Origin of the sequence: Nocardiopsis terrae (genome assembly GCF_014651695.1) — a bacterium.
Lineage (GTDB): Bacteria > Actinomycetota > Actinomycetes > Streptosporangiales > Streptosporangiaceae > Nocardiopsis > Nocardiopsis terrae.
Map to the genome: position 1 here is coordinate 675847 of NZ_BMXJ01000001.1, position 22794 is coordinate 698640.

The 22794-nt window shown below is 73.8% G+C and carries 7 protein-coding genes; 1 reads left to right on the forward strand and 6 read right to left on the reverse strand.

What is annotated here, in order from left to right:
* Window positions 1-229 precede the first annotated feature (229 nt).
* Window positions 230-2794: a sensor histidine kinase gene (locus tag IE195_RS03175; RefSeq protein WP_191267826.1), complete on the forward strand. Its 2565-nt coding sequence runs from the start codon at window positions 230-232 to the stop codon at window positions 2792-2794.
* Window positions 2795-2896: 102 nt separating this feature from the next.
* Here IE195_RS03175 and IE195_RS03180 read toward each other — a convergent pair whose 3' ends face one another.
* The 6 genes from IE195_RS03180 to IE195_RS26045 form a co-directional block, all read right to left on the reverse strand.
* Window positions 2897-6181, reverse strand: coding sequence for a right-handed parallel beta-helix repeat-containing protein (locus IE195_RS03180; RefSeq protein WP_191267827.1), 3285 nt, complete (start codon window positions 6179-6181; stop codon window positions 2897-2899).
* 96 nt (window positions 6182-6277) lie between these two features.
* A complete protein-coding gene (locus IE195_RS03185) occupies window positions 6278-8020 on the reverse strand; it encodes a hypothetical protein (protein ID WP_191267828.1) in 1743 nt (580 codons plus the stop codon).
* Window positions 8021-8112: 92 nt separating this feature from the next.
* Complete coding sequence (locus IE195_RS03190; RefSeq protein ID WP_191267829.1) at window positions 8113-19044, reverse strand: WXG100-like domain-containing protein; 10932 nt, start codon at window positions 19042-19044, stop codon at window positions 8113-8115.
* Between the two features lie 4 nt (window positions 19045-19048).
* Complete coding sequence (locus IE195_RS03195; RefSeq protein ID WP_191267830.1) at window positions 19049-19402, reverse strand: hypothetical protein; 354 nt, start codon at window positions 19400-19402, stop codon at window positions 19049-19051.
* Between the two features lie 88 nt (window positions 19403-19490).
* Complete coding sequence (locus IE195_RS03200) at window positions 19491-19817, reverse strand: YbaB/EbfC family nucleoid-associated protein (protein WP_225943699.1); 327 nt, start codon at window positions 19815-19817, stop codon at window positions 19491-19493.
* The gene (locus IE195_RS26045; protein ID WP_229826062.1) at window positions 19717-22737 is read right to left on the reverse strand and encodes a hypothetical protein; all 3021 of its coding nucleotides are present in this window, start codon (window positions 22735-22737) and stop codon (window positions 19717-19719) included. Before IE195_RS26045 ends, IE195_RS03200 begins: the two co-directional genes overlap by 101 nt.
* Window positions 22738-22794 lie beyond the last annotated feature (57 nt).

Below are 22794 nucleotides of genomic sequence, written 5' to 3' on the forward strand. Positions count from 1 at the left end.
CGGCATCACGATGGTAGGAGGGCGTGCCCTGAGCGGAGCTCGGGGCACACCCGTGAGGCGCCCTTCCTGCCCGGGGCGCCTCGTCCGACTGTGCGGCAGCGCGGACGGCGGGTGGTACCTCGGTAGCGTTCCCTTAGCGGCCACCCGAGGGGATTTAGCGGACAATTAGCACAGAACCTCTCAAAAGCATGCGGTGACCGGTGAAGATGGTTCCCGGGGAGGGACTGCTGTGACACGTGGGAGCTTGCGGGTCTATCTGGGAGCGGCACCCGGGGTGGGCAAGACCTACCGGATGCTGGACGAGGCCCACCGGCGCCGCGACCGGGGCGCGGACGTGGTCGTGGGGTTCGTGGAGTGCCACGGACGGGTGATGACCGAGGCGATGATCGACGACCTGGAAGTGGTCCCGCGAGCCCGGACCACCCACCGGGGCCGCACCTTCGAGGAGATGGACCTGGACGCGGTCCTGGAACGCCGCCCCCGGGTGGTCCTGGTGGACGAACTCGCGCACGGCAACGCCCCCGGCAGCCGCAACGCCAGGCGCTGGCAGGACATCGAGGAGCTGCTGGACGCCGGCATCACCGTGCTGTCCACGCTCAACATCCAGCACCTGGAGTCCCTCAACGACGTCGTGGAACGCGTCACCGGGATCCGCCAGGACGAGACCGTGCCCGACGCGTGGGTGCGCGCCGCCGAGCAGATCGAACTCGTCGACATGACCCCCGAGGCCCTGCGCAAGCGGCTCGCGCACGGCAACGTCTACCGCCCGGAGAGGATCGACGCCTCCCTGGGCGACTACTTCCGCGGCGGCAACCTGTCCGCCCTGCGGGAACTGGCCCTGCTCTGGCTGGCGGGCCGGGTCGAGGACGAACTGGAGAGCTACCGCAGCGACCACGGTGTGACCGACACCTGGGAGACCCGGGAGCGGGTCGTGGTCGCGCTCACCGGCGGCGCCGAGGGCGAGACGCTCCTGCGCCGCGCCGCCCGTATCGCCCGACGCGGCCGGGGCGCGGACCTGCTGGCCGTACACGTGGCCCGCAGCGACGGGCTGACCGGCGCCGACCCCGGGCTGCTGGCCCGGCAGCGCGTCCTGGTGGAGCACCTCGGCGGCACCTACCACCAGGTCCTGGGCGAGGACGTGGCCCGTGCGCTGATCGCTTTCGCACGCGGTGTCAACGCCACCCAGCTGGTGCTCGGGGCCAGCCGCCGGGGCCGGATCGCCCGGCTGCTCTCCCCCGGGATCGGGGCCGCCGCCACCGCCCTGTCCGGACCGATCGACGTCCACCTGGTCTCCCACGAACAGGCGGGGGTACGGCCCCCCTCGGGTCCGGGGACCACGCTCTCCCGGCGCCGCAGGCTGGTCGCCTGCGGGCTGGCGCTGCTGGCCCTGCTCCTGGCGGGGTTCGGGCTGGGCGCTCCGGCGGAGGAGGCCTACCTGAGCAGTGCGATCGTGCTGGTGTTCGCCACGGTGACGGTGGTCGCCCTGGTCGGGGGGATGTGGCCCGCGCTGCTGACCTCGGTCAGCGGCTTCGCGGTGCTCAACTTCTTCTACACCGAGCCCTACCTCACCTTCACCGTCGCCCGGATGCAGAGCCTTCTGGCTCTGGCGGGCTTCGTGGTGGTGGCGGTGTCGGTGAGCGTGGTGGTGGACCAGGCTGCGCGCCGCACCCGGGAGGCGGCGCAGGCGGGGGCGGAGGCCCAGATCCTGGCCACCGTCGCCGGCAACGTCCTGCGGGGCTCACGCCCGCTGGCGGCCCTGATGGAACGCCTGAGGGAGACCTTCTCCCTGGCCTCGGTGGCCCTCCTGCAGCGCAGGCCCGGTTTCACCGCGCGCCCCGGCCAACGGCGGGACCAGCAGGGGTGGGAGGTGGTCGCCGCCGCCGGTGAGGACCCTCCCCGCTCTCCGACGGACCGGGACACCGAGGTGCCGGTGGACGAGGCCCTCACCCTGGTGCTGCGCGGGCGGCGGCCCCAGGCGGGGGACCGCCGGATCATCGAGGTGTTCGCCGCCCAGGCCGCGGTCGCCCTGCGCCAGGAGCGGTTGGAGCGGGAGGCGGCCTCGGCCCGCCCGCTGGCGGAGGCCGACCGGATGCGGACCGCGCTGCTCTCGGCGGTCAGTCACGACCTGCGGGCTCCGCTGGCCTCGGCCAAGGCCTCGGTGACCAGTCTGCGCAGCCGCGAGGTGCACTTCAGCGACCGGGACCGGGACGGGTTGCTGGCCATGGCGGACGAGTCCCTGGACCAGCTGACCCGGCTGGTGACCGACCTGCTGGACATGAGCCGCCTCCAGGCCGGGGTGCTGGGGGTGACGGCGCGTCCGCTGCAGTTGCGCGAGTCGGTGTTCTCCGCGCTGGACCAGATCGACGGGTCGGGGGCCGACCGGGTGCGGGTGCTGGTCCCCGAGGAGCTTCCGGACGCGGTGGCCGACCCCGGGCTGCTCGACCGGGTGCTGGTCAACGTCGTGGGCAACGCCCTGCGGTTCAGCCCCGGGGACCGGCCGCCGACGGTCTCCGCCTCCTGGACCGGTGACCGGATCGAGGTGCTGGTGGCCGACCACGGGCCGGGGGTGGCGGAGGAGGACCGGGAGGGCATGTTCGTGCCGTTCCAGCGGTTGGGGGACACCGACAACCACAGCGGCCTCGGGTTGGGCCTGGCCCTCTCGCAGGGGCTGGCCGAGGCCATGGGCGGTTCGCTGGAGGCCGACGCGACGCCCGGTGGCGGGCTGACGATGCGGTTGACCCTGCGGGTGCCGGAGTCCGGGCGGGGACCGGACGGGCTCGGAGACCGGGGCTGACCCGTCCGGCGGGGCCCGGGCCGACACCGACCCGGGCCCCGCCGGGTCCCCGGTCCGGGACGGACCGGACCGGGGACCGCAGGAGCGGCTGCCCCGGCACGGTCAGGGCACGTCGGCTGGGGTGAGCAGGGTCAGATCCTCACGTGTGGGTTCGGCGAGGGCGACGGTGCGGCCCGCCTGGCGGGTGATCATGCGTTCCAGGACCTGGCGCGCGTAGCGGGCGTTGCCGAAGGAGTCGGTGCGCGGCACCGAGGCGAAGTGCTCCCCCAGTGCGGAGGCGGTCTCCTCCGGGACGGTGAACCCGCTGTCAGCGGCCATCCGGCCCACGATGGAGACCAGTTCCCCGTCGGAGTAGTCGGCGAACCGCACGTGGTGGGAGAAACGCGAGGCGAGCCCCGGGTTGGAGTCGAGGAAGCGCCGCATCTCCGCGTCGTATCCGGCCACGATCACGGCCACCTCGTCCCGGTGGTCCTCCATCAGCTTGACCAGGGTGTCCACGGCCTCCTGGCCGAAGTCGCCGTTGGCTCCGGACGGGGTGAGGGTGTAGGCCTCGTCGATGAACAGCACCCCGCCGCGCGCCTTCTCGAAGGTCTCCAGGGTGAGCTGGGCGGTGTGGCCGATATAGCGTCCGACCAGGTCGGAGCGGGCCGCCTCCACCGTGTGGCCGCCGGGGAGCGCGCCCAGGGCGCGCAGCAGCCGGCCGTAGAGCCGGGCGACGGTGGTCTTGCCGGTGCCGGGCGGACCGGAGAAGACCAGGTGGTGGCTGAGGCTGGGCGTCGGCATGCCCATCCCGCGCCGGCGCTCGGCGGAGACCAGCACGTTGACCAGGTCGTTGACGGTGGACTTGACCTCGGCCAGGCCGGTCAGGGCGTCGAGTTCGGCACGGAGCCCGGCGACGTCGGCCCCGCCGGGGCCGGACGACTGCTCGGGACGGGCTCCCAGGTCCTCGGGGGTGAGCACGGTGAGCTCGGCGGGGTCGGCGGGCGGGTCCTCGCCGAGCCGGTGCGCCTGGCGGTCCACCATCTCCTCGAAGACCCTGCGGGCCTCGCGGCCGTTCCCGAACGTCGGCCCCTTGGGCAGCGCCTCGAAGTGCTGCCGCAGCAGCGGCCGCAGGCCCGGGGAGAGGCTGTAGCTGTGGGCGGCGCCGAGGCGCTCGACGATGAGCACCAGCTCCTCGGTGCCGTAGTTGGGGAAGGTGACGGTCCGCGAGAAACGCGAGGCCAGGCCGGGGTTCGAGGACAGGAAACCGTCCATCTCGGCCGCGTAGCCGGCGACGATCACGACCACCTCGTCCCGGTGGTCCTCCATCAGCTTGACCAGGGTGTCGATGGCCTCCTGGCCGAAACCGCCGCCGTCCTCGGCCGAGAGCGTGTAGGCCTCGTCGACGAACAGCACGCCGCCGCGCGCCTTCTCGAACACCTCGGTGGTCTTGATGGCGGTGGCGCCGACGTACTGGCCGACCAGGTCCGCCCGGGCGGCCTCGACGACGTGCCCGTAGCGCAGCACGTCCAGGTCGGCCAGGACACGTCCGTAGAGGCGGGCCACGGTCGTCTTGCCGGTACCCGGCGGACCCGCGAAGACCAGGTGCCGGGCCACCGGCGGCGAGGGCAGGCCCATCTCGGCGCGGTGGCGGGCCATCCTGTTCCGGTTGACGAGGGTGGTGACCTCGTCCTTGACGCCGTCGAGGCCGATGAGGGCCTGGAGCTCGGCCAGCGGCCCCCGCTCCTCGTCCTCCTCGGGGTCGTCCCCGGCGGCCGTCCCCGTCGCGGTGTCGGCGGGGACGGCGTCGGGCCCGTACCGGTCCTCCGCCTGGTTGTCCTCGCTGACCAGGGAGTCCGCCCTGAGGCGGCCTCCGGCGACGGTCTGGCGCAGCCCCGCCCTGCCGTTGGCGCGCACGGTACAACCGTCGAGGACGACGTCCTCGCCGCTGCCGACGAGGACCCCGTCGCCGCCGTTGCCAGCCAGTTCGCAGGAGCGCAGCACGGCGCGGCCGCCGGCGGCCACCAGGACCCCGTTGCGGGTGTTCTCGTGCGAACGCACGCGCAGCGCGGTGATCTCGCCCTCGGCGTGCACGGCCACGCCGTCGCCGCCGCACCCGGAGGCCTCGCCGTCGCGCAGGTCGAGCACCGCGCCTCCGACGGCGGCGAAACCGTTCTCCCGGGCACCGATGACCCGCACCCCGCTCAGGGAGGCCCGGGCTCCGGCCGCGGCGTACACCCCGGTCCGGCGGGCGCGGGCGATCTCGAAGTCCTCCACGCGTCCGCCGCCGCCGTCCCAGCGCACACCGTGGCTCCGCGCCCCGGTCACCGTGCCGTTGCGGAGGAAGGGCGCCGCACCGGAGAGGATCTCCGCCCCGGGCCCGGCGGTACGCCCCACGGTGACGCGGTCGAACTCGGCGGTGGAGTCCTCGGTGACGCGGATCCCGGCGGCCTCCGTGCCGTGCACGGTCAGACCGCTGAACGCGGTGGAGGAACGACCCGTGACACCGACCCCCTCCGCACCGGAGTCGCGGACCTCGCAGTCGCGGACGTGGCCGCGGGCCTTGTCCTCGGCGACGATGCCGGCGGCGCCGCTGCCGGTGATCCGGACCCGGTCCAGCCGCGGGTCGGTGCCGGCGCGCAGAACCAGGCCGCGGCCGGCGGGCTGCTCGACGACGAGGTCGGTGACGACCACGGACGAATGGGTGGAGAGCACGACCCCGTCGTCGGCGACCGCGTGCACCCGCAGTCCGCTGAGGCCCGTGGCGGCGTGTTCCTCGATCACCACGGCGGCCTTGGCGGTGCCCGAGACGGTGCAGTCGCTGATGTGGCCGGCGCCGCCGCCCGCGGCGTAGAGGCCGTTGGCGCCGGCGTCCCGGATGGTGCACCGGCGTACTTCCGGGGCGCCCCTGTCGTTGATCACGACACCGCTGGTGCCGACGTCCTCGATAAGGCAGTCCTCGATGACGCTGGGCTGGGCGGAGGTGACGACGATGCCCGCTCCGACGGTGCAGCGGACGGTACAGCCCCGGAGTGCCAGGGCCCCCTCTCCCCGGGCGAGCACCGCCGCCCACGCGGCCCCCTCGACCTCGCAGTCGGCCAGTTCGACCTGCCCGGCGGCGGCGTCGACCACCGGGGCCTCCGGGTCGCGTCCGCGCAGGACGAGGCCGGTGAGTTTGACCGCCTCGGCCACCGAGGTGACGGCGGAGCCCGAGGAGCACAGGACCTCGACGGTCCCGGGCCCCTCGGCCGCCATCAGGGTGACCACGCGGGTGAGCACGAGCCGCTCGTCGTAGCGGCCCGGCGCCAGGGACAGTACGGCGCCGTCACCTGCGGCGGCGAGGGCTTCGCCGATGGTGCGGAACTCGGCTCCGCCGGAGGGGTCGACCGCGCGCACGTGACGGTTCATCGCCTGTCGTCTTCCTTTCTGTGCCCGCGGACCGGTGGGTCCGCGGGCTCGTCCTACTTCTGTACCGGTTCGGGGTTCTGGGCGCCTACGCTCCGGTCAGCGGCATTCGGCCTCGACGACCGACAGGGGGAGCTGGGGCGCCTCGCCCCCTTCGGGGACGGCGCCCGCGTTGCGCGCGCGCAGCGTGAACGACTCCCCGACGTCGTGGATCTCGGTCAGTGCCCAGTACCGGCCGCTGTCGGGACGGGTGACGTCGAAGCCGCCGCGGGGGGATCCGCCGGCGGTCTCGCCGTCGAACACCTCGTAGTGGGTGGGCACCCCGTTCGCCCACAGCGGTTCGGGGCCGTTCTGCACGAGGATCTTGACCGTGCAGGTGGCGCCCGGGCGCCCGGGCCAGAACGTCCACTCCGCGGAGGTGTCGCCGCCGCCGGGGTCGCCGCTCACGGCCATGACGTCGAAGCCGTCGTCACATCCGGAACCGGAGTAGCCCGCCGGTCCCGAGCGCCAGACGCCTCCGCCGTGCACCTGGTACCGGGCCCCCTCCGCCTGGCAGCCGGGTCCGGCGACCGCACGGAAGGGTTCGGGCGCGGGCGCGGGTTCGGGCGCGGGTTCCGGCTCCGGCGCGGGGGCCGGTGCGGACGCGGGCTCCGGTGCGGGCTCGGGTTCGGGTGCGGGCTCGGGTTCGGGTCGGCTGCCGTCGGCCCCCTCCTGGACGCTGTCGGCACCGGCGCTGAGCAGCCCCGCCTCCGCGACGTCCCCGTCCGGCCCGGCGCCCTGCTCGGCGGAGCCTTCCTCGGCGGGGTCTTCCTTCCCGGTGCTGCGTGTCCCGGCAGCCTCGCCGCCCCCGGTGTCCTTCTCGGAGTCCTCGCCCCTACCGGGCGCGGGCTCCTCGGGCTCCCCGGGTTCTTCGAGCTTCGCGGACCCGCCGGACTCCTCGGGCTTCGCGGGCTCCTCGGGCTTCGCGGGCTCCTCGGGCTTCGCGGGCTCCTCGGAACCCCCGTCACGTTCGGCCAGCAGGTCCGCCAGCAGCGATCCCTCCTCCACGGTCACGCCCACGGGCTCGCTCCCGTCACCGCCCCCGCCGTCCCAGGCCTCGCCCCGGTCGTCCTCTCCCTCGGACGATCCGGGGACGGGTACGCCCTCGGGACCACCGGACCGGGGTTCCACGGGCCGTTCGGGCAGACCGCCGCTGCCCGGTCCCCCGGAGGACCCTTCCGCGACGGAACCGGGTGCGGAACCGGCCCCCGGGTCGGCTCCGGAATCCGCTCCGGGAACGCCCGGGCTCTCCGGCAGCACCTCGGGGACGTACCCCTGCACCCCCTCCTGGGCTCCTCCCTGGGCTCCTCCCGAGGCTCCCTCCTGGGTCCCTCCCCCCTGTGCTTCGGCGCCCGAGGCGGTGGCGGTTGCCGGGTCGGTGGAGGCACCCGAGGCGAGGTCACCGTTGAGGAGCGCGGCGCCCTGGTGCTCCTCGGCCACGGAGAGGCCGAACGGGGCCGCCACCAGCAGCAGACCCGCGATGGCCGCGACCGCGAGGACCGGCCGACTCGGCCGGTAACGCTCGCTGTCGGTGTTGTCGGCCCCGTCGACGGGGCGGGCGGCGCCGACGCCGCGCATCGCCAGCGCGGAGAGCAGGGCCCGGCGTCCGCGATCGGCGCTCTCGGCCGTGGCCCCGGCCGCGACGGGGTCGGGGGCGTAGGGGGCGGGGGCGGACCGGGCCGGGCTCCGCTCGGGCGGGGACCCGATGGCGTCCTTGGCCGCCGCCGAGGGGGCTTCCCCCGTCGAGCTGAGGACGGGCCCCGCACGGCCGGGGCCGCGTGGTGTCTGGGTTCTGTCCGTCATTCTTCGTCTCGTCCTTTCGGGCACCGGATGTCTTCCGGCGGATCGGGGACCGGCCGCGGAGGGGCGGCGCGGGTGGGGATGGTTCCGGGCGCCTATCCGGCGGGCGGGTTGAGGGCGCTGTCGAATGCCGCCTGCAGGGGCGTGGTGCCCGCCGGCGGCGCGGGAGGGTCTGTTGGTGCGAGAGGGTCGGGTCGGGCCGGGGGTGCGAAGGCGGTGTCCAGGGCCGTGAAGTAGGCGTCCAGGGCCGCCCGGTGCGAGCTCAGCGCGGTGTGCAGGGCGTTTCGGCTTTCGACCAGGTCGCGTAGTGCTCCCACCGTTTCCGCGGGGAGCCCTCCGGGGGTTCCCGTGCCCCGCTGGAGCGCGGTCAGCCCGTCCAGGGCGGCCCGGTGCTCCGCCTCGGTCCGGTCGGCCGGTCGGCCCCAACCGTGGTCGTCGTCCGTGGAGCCGAGGTAGTCGCGTACGGCCCGAACCCCTTCGGAGGTCTCGGGCGCCCAGATCCGGGGGTCCGAGTCGGAGCCGAGGGACAGCAGGTCGGCGGCGGTGCGGGCGCTCGCCCGGGCTTCCTCCGACCGGTCCAGACCCGCTTCCCGGTCGACCGCCGCGCCGAGGGCCTTCTCGGTGGCGGCGGCCTCGGTCTGGCGCTGTGCCACGGCGTCCCACGAGGCGACGGAGTCGTCGTTGACTCCGGTGGCTATCGTCCGGAGCTGGTCGGTGCTGAGCCACACGTCGACGGTGGACTTGGCCCACTCCGCCCGAGGCGGCCCGCCCGACGCGGTGTCCTGGGCGATGAGCAGGGCGTCGACGGGAAAGCGCACCAGGTAGCCGCGCCCCTTGACGGGGGCGGCGGTGTCGGTGCGCATCGTGGAGGACGACTGCTTGCCGCCGCCCGCCGCGGTGCTGTTCGCTCCGGCGGTGGCCACGCCGCCGCCGACCAGAGCCCGGCTCTCGTTGAAGTCGGAGACGGGCTGTTGCACGGCCTTCATACCCGACAGGTCCAGCCCGGTGGTGAGCGCGGTCGATCCGGCGTGGGCGGTGGAGCGCTCGTCCCGGTGCAGCTTCTGGGTGTCGTTGCCGGTCGCCAGTTCCCCGGTCGCCCCGATGACGGTGGCCCCGCCCGGGTCGACCTGGGTGAACAGCCGGGTCTCCAGGCCGGGGACGGCGAAGGGCCCCTGGGGGTCCCTGCCCACCAGGACGGCGCCGCGGCTCCCGGAGGCCGCGTCGAACAACCCGCGCAGCACCTGCTCGTCGACGGCGGCGCCGAGCATGTGCGCCCGGGACCCGGGCCGCCCTTCACGGAGGTGTTCGGCGGCGGCCCCGGGCGTGACCCGCTCGGCGGCGTCGGGCTGCCACCCCAGCGCCCGCGCCTGGGCGAGCAGCGCCGCGTCGGCGATGGGGCGCTGCCCCACCCCCTCCACCGGGGGCAGGGCCGTCTCCCCCCGGCCGAGTCGGCCGCGCCAGTCGCGGGCGAAGACCTCGGGGTCGTCGGCGCCTGCCCGGGAGGGGGCGACCGGGGCGGAGGCCGCGGGGGCCGCGGGGGCCGCGGGGGGCGCCGTGGGGCGGAAGGTCCCCGCCTGGAACACCTCCCTGCGGTTTCCCGCGTCGACGGTGCCGGTGATGACCGGACCGCGTGAACCGCCCCGCCAGTTGTCCACGGACAGGGTGAAGTCGACCCTCATCGGGGTGGTGGCGGTGACTCCGGGGACCTTGACCGTCCGCGAGGTGTTCCGTGTGTCGGTGTCGGAGGCCAGTTCGGTACTGGTGGTCGCGGTTTCCCAGCCGGTACCGACGGTGCCGGTGTTGGTGTAGTAGCGGTCGCCGGGGAAGGCGGGGGCGCCGCCGGGGCCGGTCCCGGTGGCCGGGACGGGGTTGAAGCCGCCGTCCGCGGTGGCGGTCACACCGTGCTTCTTCTGCCTGCCGCGGGACTCGTTGTGTTCGGTGGACTCCGAGACGGAGCGCTCCGAGGACAGCCCCGACTCGACCGGGCCGAAGGCGGGGTCGCCGTTGCGGCCCAGTTCCAGGCGCAGCCAACCGCCGCTGCTGAGGCGCTGTTCGCCGAAGGCGTCCTCGCGCACGCGGACGGGCAGGACGAGTCCGCCGGTCTGCAGCCTCCGGTTGGTCCCCCGGGTGTTGGTGGCCGACAGGGCCACCTGGATGTCGTGTTTGCTCTGCTCGGTCAGTTCGAACCCCCGGCCCCGCACCCGCTGGGCGATGCCCTCGACCGCTCCCGCGGTGTCGATGCCGTTGAGGGCGTATCCGGAGCTCTCGCGTCCGGGGACGAACCCGGTGCCGTCGGGGGCCGCGCGAGCGCGCGCCAGTGCGGCGTCGAGGCCGGAGGTACCCGGCAGGGCGGCGTTCTGGGCGAGGTCGAGGACGCGGTAACGCGCCTCGGTGGACCCGGGCTCACCGTGGCGGTCGGGTGCGGCGTCGTGCCGGGCCCCGTCGTCCCGGTTCCGGTCGCCGCCGGTGCCGCCGGTGCCGCCGGTCGCGTCGGCGGGACCTGCGGGCCCCGGGGGTCCGGCGGTTTCGGTGGTGGAGCTGTAGGGCACCGAGACGAGGAGGTTCCAGCGGCTGCGGATCCTGGCCTGCACGGTGAACCGGTCGGCGGTCGTCACGTCCACGGTGCTGCCGGACAGGGAGACCTTGTCCTCCTCGCCGAACGTGGTGGTGTCCCCCTCGGTCCGGGTCTGCTTCGAGGCGTAGGGAACCGCGCCCGCGCTGAAACGCAGGCGGTTGTTCCTGGTGTCGGCCGGGTTGGGGGTGCCCTGCCCCTTCACTCCGACCGCCGTGTTGTGCGATGAGCTCCTGCCGGCTCCGGTGACCCTGTCGGATTCGGTCTTGTAGGTGAGGTCGACGCCGCTTTCGCGCAGTGCGCCGGAGGTGCGCATCGACGTGCGTTCGGCGTGGAGGGTGAGGGAGAGGTCGGCGCGCCTGCGCACGCCGTCCTCGAACTGCCCCTGGAGGGGGAGCCCGGCGTTGTGCACGTCCATGGTGTGCGCGGCGAGGGCCTTGGCCGAGCTGAGGACGCGCCAGTGGCCGATGACGGCCTCTCCCGAACGGGAGGCGGCGGTGAATCCGGGGGCGGAGCGGACGGCTTCCACCACGGTGTCCCAGAGGCTGCGGGCCTCGGTGTGCTTGGGCGCGTGCGGCAGCGCGTCGAGGTCGAGGTCCGCCCGGGGGCGCGGTGTTCCGGCGCGGTCCCCGGGGGCGGGGGCCCCGGTGCGGTCGCGGTCGTCGTCGGTGCGGTCCCCGGGCGTCCGAAGGCGCGCGTCACGCTCCAGCGCGAACCGGTGCTCCTCTCCGCGCCCGTGCGCGGCGGCGGCACCGGCGTGCGCCCGCCGCTCGTCGTCCAGCGCCTCCGTGAGCTCCCGCTCCCTCGCGGGGAGGTCACGCTTCGCGGCGACGGACTCGTCGTGGTCCTGACGCGCCTCGTTGACGCGGAGCCCGGCCTCCTCAACCAGGCGCTTGGAACCATCGGCCTTTCGCCGGGCGGTGTCGGCCTCGGCACGGCGATCGGAGGCTTCGCCCTCGCGCAGCTCGGCGTTCTCCTCCGCCCCGGTGGCCCTGTCGTCCTGAGCGTCGGCCTCCTCGTTGCGGCGATCGGTGGCCTGTACGGCCTCTCTGGCCGCCGTGCGCAGCTTCTCGACCGCCGGCGGGGTCGTCGGCCGCGGCGGGGCGGCCGTGCCGCCGTCGGAGGACGACTGCCGAGGGGGTGCGCGGAAGGCCGTCTCGGCGGCCCTCACCTCACCGCCCGCGTCCCGTGCCGCGTCCTCCAGTGCCTCCCAGTTCTCGACCGCCGTGTCCCAGGCGCGGTCGACCGCGCTCTGGGCGGCGTCATCGCCGAGGGCGTCCGCCCCCGTGTCGCGCGGCTGCGGCAGCGGTGCGGAGGCGGGGGTCCGTTCCCGCGACGGTTGCGCTGCTCCGCCGTCGTGGCGGTCGCGGGCCTCCGTCTCCGTGCGGAGCGCCTCGGCGTAGGCCCGCATCTTCTCGATAGCGTTCCTGCGCAGGTCCGCCGCCTCCTGCTGGGCCCGTGCGGCTTCCAGACGGTCAAGGACCGCCTGCCGCCGTGCTTCACGGGCGACGTTCTCGGCTTCGGTGGCGGTACGCTCCCGCGCCTGGGCGGCCCGATCGTCCTGCGCGGCCTCCTGGCGCGCGCTGTCGGCTTCGCCCTGAGCAGCGGCCAGGCCGGCCTCCCGGTCCGGGAGCTCCTCGGTGAGGCCGGCCAGGCGGTCCCGTTCGGCACGCAGCTCGTCCACTCTGCCACGGGCCCGCCGGACCTGGTCCAGTGCCTGCCGGGCGTCCGTGCGGGCCCTGTCCGCCTCGGCGGCGCGGTCGGTCTCCGGTCCGAACGGGCCGAGCTCACCGGGGACGGGGGCCGTTCTGGGGCCCTCGACCAGGAGCCGGGGCCCCGCCGCGGTCGCACCGGCGCCCGTCGGGGTGACGTCGACGGGCGCGTTGCTCCCGATCGAGGCCTCCAGGTGGAGCGCGTAGGTCCACGCGTCCAGTTCGCCCTTGGCGCTGGAGGAGGATTCGACGCCGGACTTGCGGGTGCCGGACGCGGGGGTCGTCTTCTCCCGCTCGTAGGCGTATCCGGCACCGACCTCGACGATGCCGCGGGGCATGGCGGCGGCGGTCTCACCGGGACGGACCTGGAGCGCCGCCGAACCCTCCACGCCGTAGGCGGTGGTGTCCTGCCTGCCCGACCCCTGGGAGGTCGAGGCGTTGAGGCCGGAGCTCAGCGACCCGCCTCTCCGGGAGCCCGCGAAACGGGCGTCGTCGAGCCGACCGCTGAGCCGGACGGTGACGAAGTCGGCTCCGTCGCGGTCGTCGGTACGCACGGACGAGGCTCCGGGCAGCGCACCGACGACCGTGCGCAACCGTCCCGGGGCGGGCGTCAGGGCGTTGCGCAGCCCCCCGGCCCGCAGGACGATCCGGACGCCGTCGGTGATCAGGCTGTCGGCCTCGGCCGACGCCCTGCCGACCTGCTCGTGGATCGCCAGCGTGTTGAGGGCGCGCAGGTCCGGTCCGCGCCACAGGCGCCCCCAGAACCCCCGGCGGTCTCCGCCGGGGCCGGCGGGGTCGTTCACCAGCTCGGGGTGGGCGGCGAAGACCGCTCGGTGGACGCGGTTCGCCACGGCGGTCAGGGGCGCCTCTCCGTTGGTGTCGCGCAGACGTCCGTCGTTCCATTCGGCCCGCACCGGGACCGATTCACCCAGGTGCTCCACCCGGTCGGCGCGAAGGCCCGGGGTGGCGGGGGCGGCCGGACCGCCCCGGGGGGCGTGCCCCGCGCCGTCCCCGGCCAACGCCCGGGCGTCGGAGGTCGACACCTGGTCGAGGGTGGTCAGGTCCAGCGTGCCCGCCCGCACCCTGGGCTGGTGCCGTACCGGACCGCCGTGGTGCCCGGCGCCGTCCGTGCCGTGCGGGTCGGCGGCGGTGTCGTCACCGGTGTTCCCGGCGGCGTCGGGGGCCGCGTGCTGCTGTTCGGTGGTCGTGACGCGGTAGGTACGGGTCACCCGGTAGAAGGCGGAGTCGCCCTTGGTGCCCGGCCCGTGCACGCGCTCGCTCCCGTGTTCGGTGGTGCGCGTGTACTTCTGGGCTCCCTTGACGCCGCCGACCACCTCGGGGCCCACCCGCAGCAGGGAGGACGACCCCGCTCCGGGGATGATCGTGCCGAGGAAGCTGGCCCCCGCACGGATCTCCTGTTTGTTGGTGCGCCCCGCGTTGCTCTGGGCGTTGGTGGAGGACTTGTCGGTGTCGGAGAAGGAGGAGTCGGCCATCTCCGGGCCGATCCGCTCGTAGGCGACGGGGCCGCCGCTGAGTTCGGCGAACTGCCAGTCGCCGGAGTCGTCCCGGTAGGGGATGTGCAGCACCTCCCCGTGGTCCATCCGGACCAGGGTCTCGCGCAGCGTCCGCATGTCGAGCGGGAAGTTCTCGGGCGGTCCGCCGTCGAGGACGCCCAGCGTGCGCGAGAAACGGGGCGCGCGGACCGGGGTGCCGTTACCGTCGCCGACGCGCGAGGCGGGATCGTCGGTGCGGAACCCCCGGGGAGCCTCGCGGCGGTCGGCGGTGCGCTGCCCGCCGCCGTCCACGGCACCGTCGTCGCGCACGTGCCCGGGCAGGACCACGTCGAAGGCGTCGTCCAGCCTGGCGGTGAACCGGACCGGCTCCGGCGGCCGGGGCGGTCGCTCCCGTCCGTCCTGCCGCTCCGGCCGGTCCCGGGTCCCGGGAGGCGCGGGCGGGGGCTGCTGCCCGCTCGTCCCCTGCTGCTCGGTGCCCCCGTCGGGCGGGACCGGCGGCGGGGCGACCTCCAGGGAGGCCGTCACGGTGAGGTCGGCCGTGAAGCGGGCCGGGTTCTCCCCGTCGACGTCGACCTTGCGCTTGTGGCGGCGTTCCGCGCTCGTCTGGTATTCGCTGCCGCGCTGGCGGACGGCGACCGACCCCTTCAGACGCGGGGAGATCAGCATGGTCTTTCCGGCGATACTGCCGATGACGGTCGCGGGAAGCACGGGGTTGACGCTCTTGCGTGACTGCTGGGCCCCGGCACCCACGGCCTTGGCCCGGGTCTCCACCGTGTGGGTGGCGCCGGTCCGCCGGTCGGGGGAGTCGGTGGTCTCGCGCCACGCCCGTTCGACGGTGAACCGCACCTGCCCGCGCACCGGCGGAGGGGCGCCGTCCCGCCCGGCGCGGTCACCGGTGGGGACCTCGCGGACGGGGACCCCGATCTCGTCGCCAGGGCGGGCGCGGCCGTCGGTGATGCGGTCGAGGGCCTCGCCGAGCGCCGTGCCGTCCGGTTCCACGCCGTGCCGGGTGAGCTGGTCGCGCAGGCGTCGCCCCAGTCCTCGGGCGTCAGCGCCGGAGTTCACGCGCAGGCCGGGGTACCCGCCCCCGTCCGCGTCGGTTCCGGCGTCGGCGAGTGCGTCGAGCATCCGCACCGTCTCCGCGTCGACCGGCCTCGCTGTCGGCGGCCGTTCCGGAGGAACGCCCGTGGCCTCGGTGCCCACCGGCCGGGGCGGTCCCTGCCGGGTCGGCTCGTTCTGAGTCGGCTGGTCGTTCTGGGTCGGCTGGGGCCGGTCCTGTTGCGACGGGGGCGTCTCCCGGCGAGGGGCACCCGAGGTTCCCTCACCCGTGCCGCCGGTGGTCCCGTCACCCCTGTTCCCGCTGTTCCGGTGCCGGTTCTCCGACAGGTCCCGCATCGGATGGTCCTCGGGCCTGCTGCCACCGCTCCCGTCCTTGGGCCGGAAGATGTCGGAGAGGGGGCCCGCGGCGCGGTGCTCCGCGCCGCCCTCGGTGGGCACCGGTGCGGGGCGGCCCGGCATCCGCGACAGCGGTGCCTCCATACCGGCCGTGCGCGCCGTGCCGAGGGCGCGTTCCAGGCGACCGTCGGACGTCCACTCCGCGACCGTGCGGTCGAAGCGGTCCCGTAGCCGGGGCGGCAGGTCGGCACGGACCCGGTCCTCGTCGAGACCGCGCACACGGCTGTCGTAGGCGGCACCGAACAGGGAGACGGTGTCGGAGGGGTCCTGCCGCCCTTCGGGATCGAGCAGGGCGGCCAGGTCTCGGTGCACGGGGTCGGGAAGGTCGGCCAGCCGGGCGGGCGGATCGTAGCGGGAGGCCCCGTGTGCCTGCGATTCGATCTGCTCCAGGTAGCGGTTGAGGATCTCCGGAGGCCGGCCGTCGCGCCCGCCGGGCGCGTCCATGTAGCCCCCGGCCTCGTGGACGGCGGTGGAGTCCGGTGAGCCGCGCAGCACGGCCTGAGGTCGGCCGGACCGCTCCTGGGGAGGGTCGCGGTACTCGTCGTCGAGGCCGAGCCGGTGCAGGGTCTCGTGCAGCCAGACGTCGGCGCCGTCGTCGAGGCGCCAGTTGGCGGTGTCGCTGCGCCCGGGCAGGTCCGGGTTGTCGCGGACCCAGGTGACGTCGGCGTGCGGGCGGTCGTCGGCACCGACCGGCTCCACCCGGACGTGGAGCTGGTCCCCGCTGTCGGGCAGCCGGTAGCGCTGGTTGAGGACGTCGTCCACCCGGTCGAGGAAGACCCGCTGAGCGGTGTCGGCCTCCTCGGGGCGGACGTCGTCGCCGGGGTCGAAGTTGATCCGGACCGTCAGCTCGGTGACATGGGTCGGGCCCTCGGGCCCGGGGTCCGGGAGGGGGACGCGGCGCACGTCGAAGCCGCGCTCGGCGACCGAGACGACCGGGCGGTCCCTGGTGGAACCGTCCAGGATCTCGACCCCGTCGGTGTCGATGCCTGAACCGTCTCGGTTGGTGCCCACCCGCGCGGTCTCGGCACCGTCACGGGCGTCCTGCCAGGCTCCGGGCGGGCGCAGCCCTTCGGCGACGGGGGCCGGGGCGTCGGGCTCGGGGCGGGGCCGGGCCGCCGACGGTGTGTCGGTCCGGCTCGTGGGCGGGGCCTGTCGGCGTCCGTCCCCGGCGGACTCCTGGCCCTGCGCGGCGGGGTTCACCGGCGGGGGCGCGACGACGGACCCGGGGGCACCGTCCGCGTGCTGGGGCGGGTCCTGCGCACGGCCGTCCGCGGAGGCGGGTGCGCCGAGGTCGCCGTCGTCGCGCGGCAGGCCCTGCTGGTCGCCCTCGCCACGGGAGGGCGCACCGGGGCCGCTGCCCTCCCCGATCTCTTCGCCGCCCGGGGGCCGAGCTTCGTCGCGGCCCTCTCCAGCCCCTTCCCCGTCCGGGCGCGGCGGGTTCGCCGTGTCGGCGTCCGTTCCCTGCCCGTTCGGCGCCGGACTCGGATTCGGCGCCGGAACCGGAGCGTCCGGAGTCCGCCCGTCGGCGTCGGTACGGTCTTCCGTCACCCGGGTCGGGGCGTCCTCGTCGGAGGTGCGGTCCTGCCCGTCGGGCGACCGCTCCGGACCACCGCTGATCGGCGCGGCACCGGTGCTGTCCGAAGCACCTACCCCGCTCGCGCCGCCCCCGTCGTTCACCTGAGCCGTGTTCTCCGGTACCCGCTGATCCGGACGGTCGAAGACGGCGCCGCCCTGGTTCGGGACCTCCCGCACCGGAGCGTTCTGGCCAGAGGCGTCCTGATCTGGAACGTCCTCAGCGGGAGCGTTTCCTACCGGCACCTCCTGGCCAAAGGCATCCCGAACCGGAGCCTCCTCAACAGGAGCGTTTCCTACCGTTGCGTCATGTCCAGGAGCGTTCCGAGTCGGAACGTCCTGGTTCGGAACATCCCGTGAGGTCGTGTTCGGGGTCGGCACGTCCTCGGCCGGAGTGTCAACGGCCTCGTCGGAGCCCCGCACGGGGGCGCCCCCGGTCTCGGGAAGGCTGTCCGCACCGGGGTTCCCGGAGCTCGGCGCGGCGGGCCGGTAGGGGCCGGTGTCGGTCGGGCCGTTCATGGCGGAGGACTCGGTGACGACCCGGTCGGGCGGCGGGGGAGCCGGAGCCTCCGGGGAAACGGCCGTCGTGTCGCCGTCGTGTGCGCCGCGTGCGTCACCGCCCTCGGCATCGCGCGTGCCGCCGCCCTGCTGCTCCGGCGTGCCGTCCCCCTGCGGGCCACGGGTGCCGCCGTCCTCCTCCGAAGAGGACCGGTCCGGGGAGGGCCGGTCAGAGCCCGACCCCGTCCCCGGCGCTCCGCTGATCCGGTCCGGGGAGTCGTCACCGGTACCGCGGTCGCCGTCCTCAGGGTGTGGACCCATCGGCGGATCGGGCAGTTCGGGTACCCCGTCGGGCAGACCGGCTCCCTTGAGCTGGTCGATGAGCATCAGGCCGCCCTGGGTGAGGCTCTGCTGGACCGCCCCGGAGACGAACCCCGAGACCCCGGACAGCCACGTGATGGAGAAGGTCTTCTCGTCGCTGAAAAGCAGGTTGAAGAAACCTTCGCCGAGTATCCCCTGAGCCGCGTTGGCGATGCCCTGGCCCCCGAGCTGCGCCAGGAAGTTCTTCCAGTGCGAACCCACGGCGGAGAGCCCGTCGCGGACCCCGCCGGGCACCCCCGTGGTCAGGAAGTCGCGCATCTTCGGGTCGAGGCCGTGACCGTACTTCGACACCACGTCACCCAGGGCGTCGTCGAGGCCGCCCCGCCCCCAGTGGCGGGCGAACGCGTCGGCGTAACGCTCACCGAAATCGCGCGCCTGGTCCCGTCCCATGGCTCCGCCCAGGGAGTCGGCGAACCGGTCCCCCATGTCGGTGCGGAAGCGCTCCCCGTCGACCGGGCGGGACCACCCGGGCCGGTCGTCCATCCCGTACGGGCGCAGCAGCTCGTCACCGTTGCGGCCCATCACCGAGCCGATCCCCTCGGGCAACCCGCCGCCCGTCCCCGGGCCGTTGCCCGGGGGGAAGCGGTCGTCGAGCTGGTGGGCGATGGCCGATCCGGTGTTGTTGCCGAGCAGTCGGTTGAACTGGTCCGAAAGCGCGTTGCCGCCGAAAGCCGCGGCGGTGCCGAACAGGCCGTCCAGCATGGCGCCCTTGGCGGCGTCCTCCGTGAGCTTGGTGTCCCACTCGTCGCGGACGCCGTTGTCGATCTGGATCCGCTGGATCAGCGCGTCCAGTGTGAGCGCGAAGAACTGGCTGATCATCATCTGCTGGAGCAGCTCCGAGATCAGCCGGAACATGACCCGCCCGACGACGGTGCGGGCGATCGCCTGGAAGATCGGGATCTTGGCCAGGGAGGCGCCGAACGTGAACGGCGCCATGGCGATCGCCCAGGCGATCTCCGCGGCCAGCTGCACGAGCTGGCCGATGATCATCCACTTGGCGTACTGCACCTGCGTGCCCGCGTTGTGGACGTATTCCTGGAGCCCCCGGGCCACCGCCGTGCCCTCACCGAGGTAGTTGCGCTCCCCTGCCGTGAACTGGTCCACCGACTCGTCGAAGAAGTCCGCCGCCGTGGCGTCGAAGTTCTCCCGAACCTTGTTCTTGATCCGGATGACGAGCTGGGGGAGCTCGACCTGCAACCGGTCAGCCGTGGTCCCGTAGACCTGGGCGAGCTGCCACAGCCGTGTCTCGTCGGCGGTGGGCCACTCCGACCCGGTCAGGACCATGAACAGGTTCCGCAGTTCGGGAGGCAGTTCCATTCCCATGGGGTCAGTGCTTCCCGCCGCCGGGGGCGCCGCCCTGGAATCCGCCGAGGCGCGTTGCCGCGTCGATGCCGTACTGCTCGGAGCGGGCGAACTGCTTGGCGGTGTCGACCGTGCCCTCGGCGGTCTTCTCGAACGCGGTGCCCAGCGCCTGCAGGAAGACGTCGAACCGCTCGCGGGCCGGGAGGTACTTCTTCTCGAACGACTTGGCCACGGCGTCACCGTCGCCCCAGCACTGGCCCAGGGCGTCGGCCGAGTCGATGAACCACCGGTGGATGGCGCGCACCTCCGCGGCGAGTTCGTTGATCTCGGCGCCGTCCCTGGCGACTGACTCCGGGTCGACGGAAAGGCGGTCGGCCATGGTCCCTCCTGCCTCGTTACGTGTCTTCGTGTCCGTGCGGTGGCCGCGGTGCGGGACGGCGGTGGCCGCCCCGCACCGCGGCGGCCCGTCACGCGGGCGGGTTGACCTTCCCCAGGCCCAGTTCCTCCAGCAGGGCCGAGGGGTCGCCGGCCACCGCCTGCTCCCGTGCCGCGGAGTCCCCCGGCACCAGTCCCCGCATGGCCTCGGAGACCTTCTGGGCCACGTCGCGCCGCGCCCGTTCGATCACCTCGGTGACGGCCGAGGCGAGTTCGGCGGGCGCCATCGACCGGTACTTGTCGGTGTGGAACCTCAGCTCAGCGATCTCGCCTCTGGCGTTCACCGTCGCGCTGACCATCCGGTCCTTGGACACCGCTTCGGCGGTAACCGACTCCAGGTTTGCGCTTGCCTCCGCCAGGCCCCGCTGTGTCCGACGAAGCTGTTCGAGGGACCTCTCCATCTGCCCTTGCAGGGACATGTCCACCGCTGCTCACTCCCTTGTCCTGTCGTGTTCCCGGCCGCCCCAGCGAGGCGGGTCCGCCCCGTGCGGAAGTGCCCCACACCCGTTCGTCCTCCGCGAGCCACGTGGTGCGGCTGCGTTCCTGCGATCCGGCTCCACCACCGCCCGCGCCGCCTGCGCCGCCCGGCGGCATCATCGGCATGCCTGGTGTGCCCGGAGTTCCGGGTGTTCCAGGGGTGCCGACGGCTCCTGACTGGAGGGAGCCGTCAGTTCCCCCTCCCGCGCCGAAGGCGCCCAGCGGGCTGGTCCCACCCGGCCCGGCACCCCTGCCACCGCCGGATCCTTCGGTGCTCCCGCCGACGGAGCCCGAGTCCGGCCGGGCGGTGATCTCGCTGCCTCCTGGGAAGCCGGAACCGGCTCCTCCCGGGCTGTCGAGGGAGCCGAGCCCGGAGGGTGGTGTGAGCACGGGGGGTGGTGTCAGCACGGGACCGTCACGCCCGATCGGGGTACGGTCGCCGCTGCCGCCCGCCCCGGAACCCGGAGCCGACGAGTCCACCTCGCCCGGGGCCCCGAGGTCACCGGAGCCACCAGGCGCAGGCAGACCCAGATCATCCGAACCCTCAAGACCACCCGAACCGCCAAGGATCGGGGACTCCGAACCACCCGGAAGACCCACACCCCCCGAATCCCCGAGGCCACTGGAGCCACCAGGCACAGGCAGACCCACACCGCCCGGACCCTCAAGACCACCCGACCCACCAACAACCGGGTCATCCGAAGTCCCCGGAAGATTCACACCGCCCGGACCCTCAAGACCACCCGAGCCACCCGAAGACGGAAGGCCCAGACCACCGGGACCACCCGAACCACCAAGAACCGGATCATCCGAACCACCCGGAAGATCCACACCCCCCGGACCCCCGAGACCACCCGAAGACGAGAGGTCCAGACCACCGGGGTCACCCGTCCCGGTGGGCACACGGCTCGGCGGTGGAACCAGTGCGCTCCTGTCGTCGTCGTCCGGGGAGGACTCGAACTCTCCCGTGCCGGGCGGGACTCCCCCGATGGACGAAGGCAGACCGCCGCTACCACCGTCGGCTCGGGAACCGTCCGGGAGCAGAGTGCCGTCCGGAAGCGGTCCCCCCTGGTCCCGCCGCCCGGAGTTGCCCGCGCCGCCTCCGGAACCACCGAGACCCATACCGCCCATGCCCGGGGCTACGGGAGGCGGGACGAAACCTCCCGGCCCGCCGCCGTCCGACGAGGAGGAGAGGTCACTGCCGTCGCCGAAGCCGTCAGGCGAGCCGTCCGCGCCGAGCGAACCGGATCCGTCGAGGTTCTGTGAGCCCGGAGGATCCTCCAGGTCCAGCGATCCCGGAGAGCCCGGTGAGCCGTTGAGATCACCCGAACCCCCGGGAACGGGTTGTCCCCCGGAGTCCTCCGGAAGCGGCCCCCCGCTTCCCTCGGGACCCTGGTTGTTCAGGTGATCGTCGACGATGTCCTCGACACTGCGGCCATCACCACCAGTACCGCCACCGGCACCATCACCGCCGCCGTCACCAGTGCCGTCTCCGACACCGCTGCCGCTGCCACCGTTCAGGTAGTCGTCAACGATGTCCTCGACCGTGCGACCGTCACCGCCATCAGTGCCATCACCGTCACCGCCACCGTTCAGGTAGTCATCGACGATGTCCTCGACCGTGCGACCGTCACCGCCATCAGTGCCATCACCGTCACCACCGCCGTTCAGGTAGTCATCGACGATGTCCTCGACCGTGCGACCGTCACCGCCATCAGTGCCATCAGTGCCATCACCGTCACCACCGCCGTTCAGGTAGTCGTCAACGATGTCCTCGACCGTGCGACCGTCACCGTCACCACCGGTACCGGAGTGCGACTCGCTGGAGGTCGGGACGGGCGTGAAGGGCAGAATCGCCGAGGAGGCGTTGTTGTAGGACGTGGCGACGTCGGAGATACCGCCGGTCACGGCCTTGCGCAGCGATTCCAGGCTCTCCCACCAGCGCTCCTTGACCTCCGTCTCGAAGGTCTCCCAGGTGGCCTGTTCGTCGGTCCGCATACCGCGGATCTTGATGATGCCGCCCTCGTAGGTGACCTGCTGCCGCTGCTCCTCCCACCAGGTGCGGATCAGGCGGCGCGGGGAGTGCTCGGGGCTGCCGACCCATTCGTTGTAGGCGCTGATCACCGACTGGATGTAGGTGGGGTTGGCGGCCCTGCGCGCCGAGTTCACCGCGTCGACCGCCGGGTCGACGAAGTTGGCGATGTTCTTGAATTCGAGGGCCACGGTCCTCATGTACTGGCCCAGAGCCTCGGCCCCCGCGCCCTCGAACTTCTCGTTGCCGGGCTTGATCTCCTCGTACAGCGCCCACAGGTCGTCGTAGCGGGCGTTGGCGAAGTCGCGGAAGTCGCCGAGGTCGGTCTCGATCCGGCTGAGAACACCGCTGTTGAAGGTGTCACTGCCCTGCGAGGGGTCGGAGGCGGCGTTGAGGATGGTGGGCATCCGGTCGATGAAACGCCCCCATACGGTGTCCCCGCGCTCCTTGACGGCGTCGTTGACGTGGATGCCCGAGTAGACCGCGTACCCCCACTCGTAGCCGCCGAGCAGTTCCGCGTCGGAGGAGCGGTCGGAGAAACCGAACCACTCGTCCGCGTCCTTGGGGTCGCCGACGTTCCAGAAGTAGTTGGAGAACCAGTTGGTGTCCCGCACCGCCTGGGCGGTGCCCATCGGGGGGACCGAGCCCTCTTCGTCCGCGTCGGCGAAGACGTTGACGGCGTGGGCGACCTCCTCGCTCTCGGAAGCGCCCCCGTCAGCGGGGGCGTCGGGGTCGGTTCCCTCGCTCTCGGGGAGATCCTCGTCAGCCATGGAAGTTCCTCAGGGGGCGGGGTGGGCGGTCAGCGCAGAGCAGGCGGGGCGGAGCCG

Excerpts from the sequence above, each read along its gene's own strand:
- IE195_RS03180 (WP_191267827.1), bottom strand. The coding sequence starts at position 6,181 with ATGAACCGTCACGTGCGCGCGGTCGACCCCTCCGGCGGAGCCGAGTTC.
- IE195_RS03185 (WP_191267828.1), bottom strand. The coding sequence starts at position 8,020 with ATGACGGACAGAACCCAGACACCACGCGGCCCCGGCCGTGCGGGGCCC.
- IE195_RS03190 (WP_191267829.1), bottom strand. The coding sequence starts at position 19,044 with ATGGGAATGGAACTGCCTCCCGAACTGCGGAACCTGTTCATGGTCCTG.
- IE195_RS03195 (WP_191267830.1), bottom strand. The coding sequence starts at position 19,402 with ATGGCCGACCGCCTTTCCGTCGACCCGGAGTCAGTCGCCAGGGACGGC.
- IE195_RS26045 (WP_229826062.1), bottom strand. The coding sequence starts at position 22,737 with ATGGCTGACGAGGATCTCCCCGAGAGCGAGGGAACCGACCCCGACGCC.